Raw genomic sequence first — 256 nt, 5'->3', positions numbered from 1 at the left:
CGAACTTCAATGCCGAGATCGGCAAGCGATTGGCTTACGACAAAGCCAAGAACAAAATTTGGGAACTGATGGGCTATGAACTGAAGTCTGAAGTTGCCAATGCAGGTGGTACGTTCAAGGATCGTGTCCGCAATGAGCACGATGAACTCCGTGCCAAGATAACGAAGCTTGCTGCATTCGCAGGTACGCCTACGTTCAATGCACTCTCGTCTGAAGAAAAGACACGTCTGCGTCAGCAGCTACGCATTATGCGTGA

1 protein-coding gene is annotated in these 256 nt (G+C 49.6%); it reads left to right on the top strand.

Features of this window, described 5'->3' with window-relative positions:
• A partial coding sequence (locus Q5762_RS39015; RefSeq protein WP_315897060.1) for a Gp49 family protein occupies positions 1 to 256 on the top strand: 256 nt, incomplete at both ends.

Source organism: Streptomyces sp. P9(2023), assembly GCF_032436795.1.
Taxonomy (GTDB): domain Bacteria; phylum Actinomycetota; class Actinomycetes; order Streptomycetales; family Streptomycetaceae; genus Streptomyces.
This window is presented reverse-complemented; position numbering and strand designations above follow the sequence as displayed.